The organism is Agromyces binzhouensis, from assembly GCF_004135055.1.
In the GTDB taxonomy this organism is placed as follows: domain Bacteria; phylum Actinomycetota; class Actinomycetes; order Actinomycetales; family Microbacteriaceae; genus Agromyces; species Agromyces binzhouensis.
On record NZ_SDPL01000143.1, the window covers coordinates 1 to 7,061 of the forward strand.

Below are 7,061 nucleotides of genomic sequence, written 5' to 3' on the forward strand. Positions count from 1 at the left end.
GAGCGCGGCGGCGGCGCGGCGGACCGGGCCGCGGACTGATGCGCCTGCCGCCGAAGTGGGTGCGCCGCGGCATCCTCGCGCCGCTCGTGATCGTGCTGGCCCTCGCCGTGGTCGCCCTCCTGCCGGCGTGGCTGACGATCGCGCTGATCGCGTCGATCTTCCTGGAGCCGAGGCTGCGGACCCCGCGGCTGCTCCTCATGGTCGCGATCTACCTGCTGTGGGATGCCGCGGCGATCGTCGTGCTGTTCGCGCTCTGGATCGCCTCCGGGTTCGGGTGGCGCATCCACTCGCACGGCTTCCAGCACGCGCACTACCGGTTCGTCGCGCGCATGCTCGGCGTGCTGTTCTGGAATGCGCACTGGGTGCTCCGCCTCGACATCGACGTGCGCGTGCCCGAGGGGTTCCACGACGACGACCAGCCGAGGGTCATCGCGAGCCGCCATGCGGGGCCCGGCGATTCGTTCATCCTCATCCACGCCGTCCTCAACTGGTTCGACCGGTCTCCGCGCATCGTGCTGAAGGACACCATGCAGTGGGATCCGGCCGTCGACGTGGTCCTCAACCGCCTGCCGAACCGCTTCATCGCGCCGCCGCCCGTCGCCGGCGAGGTGGGCAGGGCGGGCCGGCCGGGACCACGCTCCACGCCGGCCGTCCCGCTGACGGAGCGCATCGGCGAGCTCGCGAACGACATGGAGGAGCGCGACGCCCTCGTGATCTTCCCCGAGGGCGGCAACTTCACGCCGGAGCGCCGCGCGCGGGCCATCGACCGCTTGCGGGCGGCCGGTCTCACGTCGACGGCCGAGCGCGCCGCCCGACTCATGAACGTCATGGCGCCGCGGCCGGCGGGGCTGTTCGCCGCGCTCGACGCGGCGCCGCACGCCGACGTGTTCCTCGTCGCGCACACCGGCCTCGACCGCATCAGGACGGTCGCCGACGTCTGGCGCGAACTGCCGACCGACAAGACGATCACGATGCAGGTCTGGAACGTCCCGCGCGCCGACATCCCCGACGACCACGATGCGCGGACGGACTGGCTCATGGACCAGTGGGAGCGCATCGACGGGTGGATCGAGGCGCGTCGGTCCTGAACGCCGGGTGGGCCTTCGGCGCGACACGCCGCCGCTCGGGACCAACGGCTCCACCGCCGAGCACGCCGCTGGGAATAGCCTGAACGCGAGCGCGCCAGTAGGGGCGCGCCGGAAGGAGTCGCAATGTCCTCCCCGCAGTCCAACAGCATGTTCGCGGCGTTCGCGTTCGATTCGGCCGAACTCACGAAGTCGGCGGTGAACTCGATCCGCATCGCCCTCGGCGTGACGGGGGTCATCGCACTGATCATGGGCGTCTTCATCACGTTCTGGCCGAAGGACTCGGCCGTCGTCCTGACGGTGATGCTCGCGATCTACTTCCTGATCGCGGGGCTCGCATACGTCGGCATCGGCATCTTCTCGAGGTCGATCTCGGGCGGCGCCAGGGCCCTGGACATCATCCTCGGCGTCCTGTTCCTGTTCGGCGCGATCGTCATGTTCGCCAACCCGACCGAGAGCGCCGTCGTCATCGGCATCTTCGTCGGCATCCTCGTCGGCATCCTCTGGATCATCGAGGGCGTGGTCGCGCTCGCACAGTCCGGCAGCTCGTCATCGAAGGGCTGGAGCATCTTCTTCGGGCTCCTGAGCATCGTCGCGGGGATCGTGCTCCTCTTCTCGCCGCTCTGGGGCGTGGTCGTGCTGTTCGTCGTGACGGGCATCGCGCTCATCATCCTCGGCATCGTGCAGATCGTGCGCGCGTTCACGTTCGGGCGCGGAATGCAGCTGTCGTCGTGACGGGCTGATCCGATCAGACGCCGCGAGGGCGGGACCGGCCAGACCGGTCCCGCCCTCGTCGTGCGGCGTGCCTGCGCCGAGTGCGCCGGATCAGCCCTCGGGCGCGAACCCCGAGACGTCCCCCACGTAGCGGGTGTGCTCGGCCGGGATCGGCTCGACCGCGGCCGAGGCGACCTCGGCGGCGAACTCGGCGACGTTGTACAGCTTGCCCGCGTCCTCCTTGCGGGCGGCGATGGCGCCCGGGTTCGCACGCTCGAGCAGCGTGGCGGTGATCGTGCCCTCGATCATGTCGCCGGACACGACCACGAACTCGACGCCCCGCTCGTCGAACTCCGGCAGCTTCGCCCGCAGGGCGTCCTCGCCGGCGCGCTTGGAGAGGGCGACGGGCTCGTACTCCGGCATCGTCGGCGTCGTGCGGATGAAGTGCGCCTGGTGGCTCGTCACGAACACGATCCGGGCGCCCTCCGCGAGGTGCGGGAGCGCGTTGTCGACGACGTTCACCTGCGCGTCGCGGTTGAGCCGCATCGCGTAGTCCTCGCCCATGCCGCTCTCCATGCCGCCCGAGGCGTTGAGCACGAGCAGGTCGACGGGGCCGAGCTCGGCGACGGCGCGCTCGAACATGGCCTGCACCGACGCCGCATCCGTCAGGTCGGCGCCGACGGCGATCGCACGGCCGCCTGCCGCCGTGATCTCGTTCACGATCTTCTCGGCGCGCGGAGCCTTGCTGCGGTAGTTGATGACGACCGCCGCGCCGGCCTCGGCGAGGTAGCGTGCGGTGTCCGCGCCGATGCCGCGGGACGAGCCCGTGACGAGGGCGACGCGGCCGTCGAGCGATCCGGGGGCGAGCGGGTTGGTCACGTTGGGGCTCCTCGAGTGGTGCGGATGTCGCGGGCGCGCTGCGCGCCGCACCGAGACTACCAACTCCCCCATCGCCCCCTCATGCGCTGCTAGGTTGACAGACGGGGGCCTAAGGAGAGCGACTTGGATGTTCTGACTCAGTACGCGTGGATCGCCTGGCTGGTCCTGATCCTCGTGTTCGCCACGATCGAGGTCTTCACCCTCGAGATGACCTTCCTGATGCTCGCCCTCGGAAGCGTCGCCGGCCTGCTCTCGGGCCTCACCGGCATCCCCTGGTGGGCGCAGTTCATCGTGGCGGCGGTCGTCGCCGTCGCACTCATCCTGACGCTCCGGCCACCACTGCTGCGGATGCTCCGCCGAGGCGCCGACCCGGCGAGGAGCAACGTCGACGCGCTGATCGGCGCCTCCGGCACCGTGGTGCGCACGGTCGGGCCCGCGGGCGGCCAGGTCCGCCTCGAGAACGGGGACGTCTGGACGGCCCGGCTCTCACCGGTGACCGAGCAGGCGGATGTCGCCGTGGGCGAGCACGTGCTCGTCACGGGCATCGACGGGGCGACGGCGGTCGTCGTCCCCATGGAGAGGAGCACCCAGGCGTGAACGACGTCGGACCCATCATCGCCCTGATCGTCGTCGTCGCGATCGCGATCTTCGCGATCGTGGTGATCGCGAAGTCGATCCGCATCATCCCGCAGGCGTACGCGGGAGTCGTCGAGCGGCTCGGCAGGTACCACAAGACGCTCACGCCCGGCCTCAACATCCTCATCCCGTTCATCGACCGACTGCTCCCGCTCGTCGACATGCGCGAGCAGGTCGTCTCCTTCCCGCCGCAGCCGGTGATCACCGAGGACAATCTCGTCGTCTCGATCGACACCGTCGTCTACTTCCAGGTGACCGATGCGCGCGCGGCGACCTACGAGATCAACAACTACCTCGGCGCCGTCGAGCAGCTGACGACGACCACCCTGCGAAACGTCGTCGGCGGACTGAACCTCGAAGAGGCGCTCACGAGCCGCGACAACATCAACGGCCAGCTCCGCATCGTGCTCGACGAGGCGACGGGCAAGTGGGGCATCCGCGTGTCCCGCGTCGAGCTGAAGGCGATCGACCCGCCCCTCTCGATCCAGGACTCGATGGAGAAGCAGATGCGCGCCGAGCGCGATCGTCGCGCCGCGATCCTCACCGCCGAGGGCACCAAGCAGTCCGCGATCCTCGAGGCCGAGGGTTCCCGGCAGGCGGCCATCCTGAAGGCCGAGGGTGATGCGAAGGCCGCGGTCCTCCGAGCGCAGGGCGAGGCGGAGGCGATCCTCACGGTGTTCGACGCCATCCACAAGGGCGATCCCGACCCCAAGCTGCTGGGCTACCAGTACCTCCAGATGCTCCCGCAGCTCGCGGAGGGCGCGTCGAACAAGCTCTGGATCATCCCGAGCGAGCTCACCGAGGCGCTGAAGGGCATCGGGCACGCGTTCACGCCGAACGGCGCCGCCGATGCGACCGGCAGCACTGGTCCCGATGCGCCCCGTGGGACGTCGGGCCCGAGCTTCCCCGGCTGACCCGCGTGGCCGGCGGCTGGTTCGAGCCGCCCGCACCGCGCGTCCTCGCGCACCGCGGGCTCGCGCTCGAGGCCCCCGAGAACACCCTCGCCGCGTTCGAGGCCGCGGTGCGGGCCGGCGCGCAGTACCTCGAGACCGACATCCACCCGAGCGCCGATGGTGCGGCCGTGCTGGCGCACGACCCCACGCTGCGACGTGTCGCCGGTCGCCCCGAGTCGGTGTCCGACCTCTCGCTCGACGCACTCCGAGGAGTCGACCTCGGCGGCGGGCACGGATTCGCCACGCTCGACGAGCTGCTGCACGCGTTCCCCGAGGTGCGGCTCAACGTCGACGTGAAGACGGATGCCGCGGTCGCGCCGACGGTCGATGCGGTCCGTCGTGCCGGGGCCGCCGATCGGGTCCTGCTCACCGCATTCTCCGACGCGCGGCGGCGTCGGCTCGCCGACGCGGTTCCCGGATCGGTCACCTCGGCCGGTCGCACGTCCGTGCTCCGCGCGGTCGCGGCATCCCGCACGCGCAGTTCGGGCGCGATGCGTCGCGGCGTCGCGGGTGCTCGCGCCCTGCAGATCCCCGAGCGCGTCGGGCGGCTCCGGATCCTCTCCCCCGCGCTCATCGAGACGGCGCACGCCGCCGGCCTCGAGGTGCACGTGTGGACCGTGAACGACGAGGGCGACATGCGACGCCTGCTCGACCTCGGGGTCGACGGGCTCGTGACCGATCGAGCCGATCTCGCGCTGCGCGTCGTCTCGGGAATCTGAGCGTTCCCCGGCAAAACCTCAGCCTGCGGGAAGAAGATGCCCAGCTTGATCGTCTATACCTGATTGACGATCGAGAGGAGTACGCCATGGCGGACCGGAGCCTTCGAGGCATGCGTATCGGTGCCCAGAGCCTGCAGAGCGAGGACGGCGTGATCTTCGCCGACCGAGCCGACTACACGTACCGCTGCGAGACGTGCGGTCGTGACACCGTGATGACCTTCTCGACCGAGGCCGAGCTTCCCGAGGAGTGGGAGTGCCGTCACTGCGGCAACTCCGCCGTGCTCCTCGTCGACTCCAAGCCCGTCGAGATCGACCGCTCGGGCGAGAAGGTCGCCCGGACGCACTGGGACATGCTGCTCGAGCGCCGCACGCGTGCCGAGCTCGAGGAGATCCTCGAGGAGCGACTGCAGTACCTGCGGGCCCGTCGCGGCCAGCAGAAGATCGGCGCCTAGGCGTCCAGCGCACCCGCACGCCCGGCATCGGACCTCGTCCGGCGCCGGGCGTTTCGCTGCGCCGCGACCCCGGCCCACGCGAGGCCCGCGAGCGAGCCGAGTGCGAGCAGGAGCGGGACGACCCCGCCGAGCACGACCGACGGCGTGAGCCCGGTCCGGAGTTCGACGTCGGTCACCATCGCGCCGGCCTCGTATGCGGGCAGGGCGTCGATGGTGCGTCCGGCCGGGTCGATCACCTGGCTGGTGCCCACCGTGGAGATGTTCACGACCGAGCGGCCGGTCTCGATCGCCCGCAGGCGCGCGATCGCGAGCTGCTGCTGGTTCTCGTCGGTCCCGCGGAAGTCGGCGTTGTTCGTCTGGAGCATGTAGAGCTCCGCGCCGTCACGCGCACCCTCCCAGATCAGCTCGTCGTAGATGACGTCGAAGCAGATGGCCAGGCCGGTGACGGTGTCGTCGAGGTCGAAGACCGGCGGTTCGGTTCCCGGTGAGTACCCGCGCTGGATGAGGCCGGTGAGCTCGGGGACCAGCGCGTCGTAGAACCACCGGTCGGGGATGTACTCGCCGAAGGGCACCGGGTTGCGCTTGGCGAACCGGTCGACGGCACCCTCCCCCGCTTCCCAGAGCAGCGAGGTGTTGTAGAAGCGCTCGTCGCCCTCCTCGCCCTCGACGGTGACCGTGTTCAGGATGACGGGAGCGTCGAGCTCCTCGGACAGCCCATCGAAGATGCGCGCGACGGACGGGCTCCGCGTCGGGTCGATGTCGGATCCGCCCTCCGGCCAGAGCAGCACGTCGACGTCGTCGCCGAGCACCGCCTCGGTCGCGTCGAGCTGCGAGCGGAGCACGTCGCCCTGCTCGCGCGGGTCGAAGTAGCCCGCCGGTCCGTTGCCCTGGACGCTCGCGACGCGGAGGTCGCCGGTCGGCGTCGTCGGGAACGCCGGGATCGCGACGGCGATGGCGAGCACCACGACCACGGGGATGGCCGTGCGGAGGTCGCGCCATCCGCGCGCGCGCACCCACTCGATGACGCCGGCCGTCAGCGCGACCATCACGAATCCCAGGCCGGAGGATCCGATCCAGGAGACGACGGGTGCGAAGGGACTCTCGGACTGGCTGAGCGCGGCCCGGCCCCACGGGAAGCCGCTGTACGGGAAGGTGCCCGTCACGGTCTCCCGGAGGATCCAGAGGCCGGCCACGAGCGCCGGGAGCGCGATGAGCCGAAGCCAGCGAGATCGGCCCGCGAGGGGCACCCAGCGGTAGGCGAGCGTGATGAGCACCGCCCCGCCGGCCACGAAGAGCGATTCGAGGATCGACAGCGCCAGCCACGGGATCGGACCGAGGTAGAGCGAGGTCCAGGAGACGTGCGAGAGGTAGAACGCGAGGCCGAAGGCGAGACCGACATGGAACGACGAGAGCAGCGAACGCCCGACGAGCGGGACGAGCGCCATCGCGATCCCGACGAAGGCGAGCGGCCAGACGCTCGCGCCCGGGAAGCCGAGGTCGTAGACGAACCCGCCGAGCGCGGACACGATGAGGGCGGCCCACAGGGGCAGGATCGGGCGCGGGCCGCGATCGGCGCCGGCTGCGGCGTCCGCACCGCGGACCCCATCCGGCGCGACCGTCGCG

8 protein-coding genes are annotated in these 7,061 nt (G+C 70.7%); 6 read left to right on the top strand and 2 right to left on the bottom strand.

What is annotated here, in order from left to right; all coding sequences use genetic code 11:
* Together ESO86_RS08730 and ESO86_RS08735 are read left to right on the top strand one after the other, a co-directional pair.
* On the top strand, window positions 1-1,088 hold a 1,088-nt coding region (locus ESO86_RS08730; RefSeq protein ID WP_340638841.1), incomplete at its 5' end, for a 1-acyl-sn-glycerol-3-phosphate acyltransferase.
* A 123-nt stretch (window positions 1,089-1,211) separates the two neighbouring features.
* Entirely contained in the window at window positions 1,212-1,820 is a 609-nt protein-coding gene (locus tag ESO86_RS08735) for an HdeD family acid-resistance protein (protein WP_129234549.1), read from the top strand.
* Between the two features lie 90 nt (window positions 1,821-1,910).
* Here the strand turns inward: ESO86_RS08735 and ESO86_RS08740 are convergent, their stop codons facing one another.
* A complete protein-coding gene (locus ESO86_RS08740; RefSeq protein WP_129234550.1) occupies window positions 1,911-2,678 on the bottom strand; it encodes an SDR family oxidoreductase in 768 nt (255 codons plus the stop codon).
* Between the two features lie 123 nt (window positions 2,679-2,801).
* On the opposite strand from ESO86_RS08740, the gene ESO86_RS08745 reads away from it, so the two are divergent.
* The 4 genes from ESO86_RS08745 to ESO86_RS08760 all read left to right on the top strand — a co-directional run bounded on the left by ESO86_RS08745 (window position 2,802) and on the right by ESO86_RS08760 (window position 5,438).
* Window positions 2,802-3,275, top strand: coding sequence for an NfeD family protein (locus ESO86_RS08745; RefSeq protein ID WP_129234551.1), 474 nt, complete (start codon window positions 2,802-2,804; stop codon window positions 3,273-3,275).
* Window positions 3,272-4,228 carry an SPFH domain-containing protein gene (locus ESO86_RS08750; protein WP_129234552.1) on the top strand — a complete coding sequence of 319 codons (957 nt, stop codon included), beginning with the start codon at window positions 3,272-3,274 and terminating at the stop codon, window positions 4,226-4,228. The genes ESO86_RS08745 and ESO86_RS08750 overlap by 4 nt, the downstream gene beginning before the upstream one ends.
* 5 nt (window positions 4,229-4,233) lie before the next feature.
* The gene (locus tag ESO86_RS08755) at window positions 4,234-4,986 is read left to right on the top strand and encodes a glycerophosphodiester phosphodiesterase family protein (RefSeq protein ID WP_340638842.1); all 753 of its coding nucleotides are present in this window, start codon (window positions 4,234-4,236) and stop codon (window positions 4,984-4,986) included.
* 86 nt (window positions 4,987-5,072) lie between these two features.
* Window positions 5,073-5,438, top strand: a complete 366-nt coding sequence (locus ESO86_RS08760; RefSeq protein WP_129234554.1) for an RNA polymerase-binding protein RbpA — start codon at window positions 5,073-5,075, stop codon at window positions 5,436-5,438.
* Here the strand turns inward: ESO86_RS08760 and lnt are convergent.
* Window positions 5,435-6,964 (bottom strand): apolipoprotein N-acyltransferase, encoded by a 1,530-nt coding sequence (gene lnt / locus ESO86_RS08765; RefSeq protein WP_340638843.1) that lies wholly within the window; start codon window positions 6,962-6,964, stop codon window positions 5,435-5,437. The two genes, ESO86_RS08760 and lnt, sit on opposite strands and share 4 nt — an antisense overlap.
* Window positions 6,965-7,061: the final 97 nt, after the last annotated feature.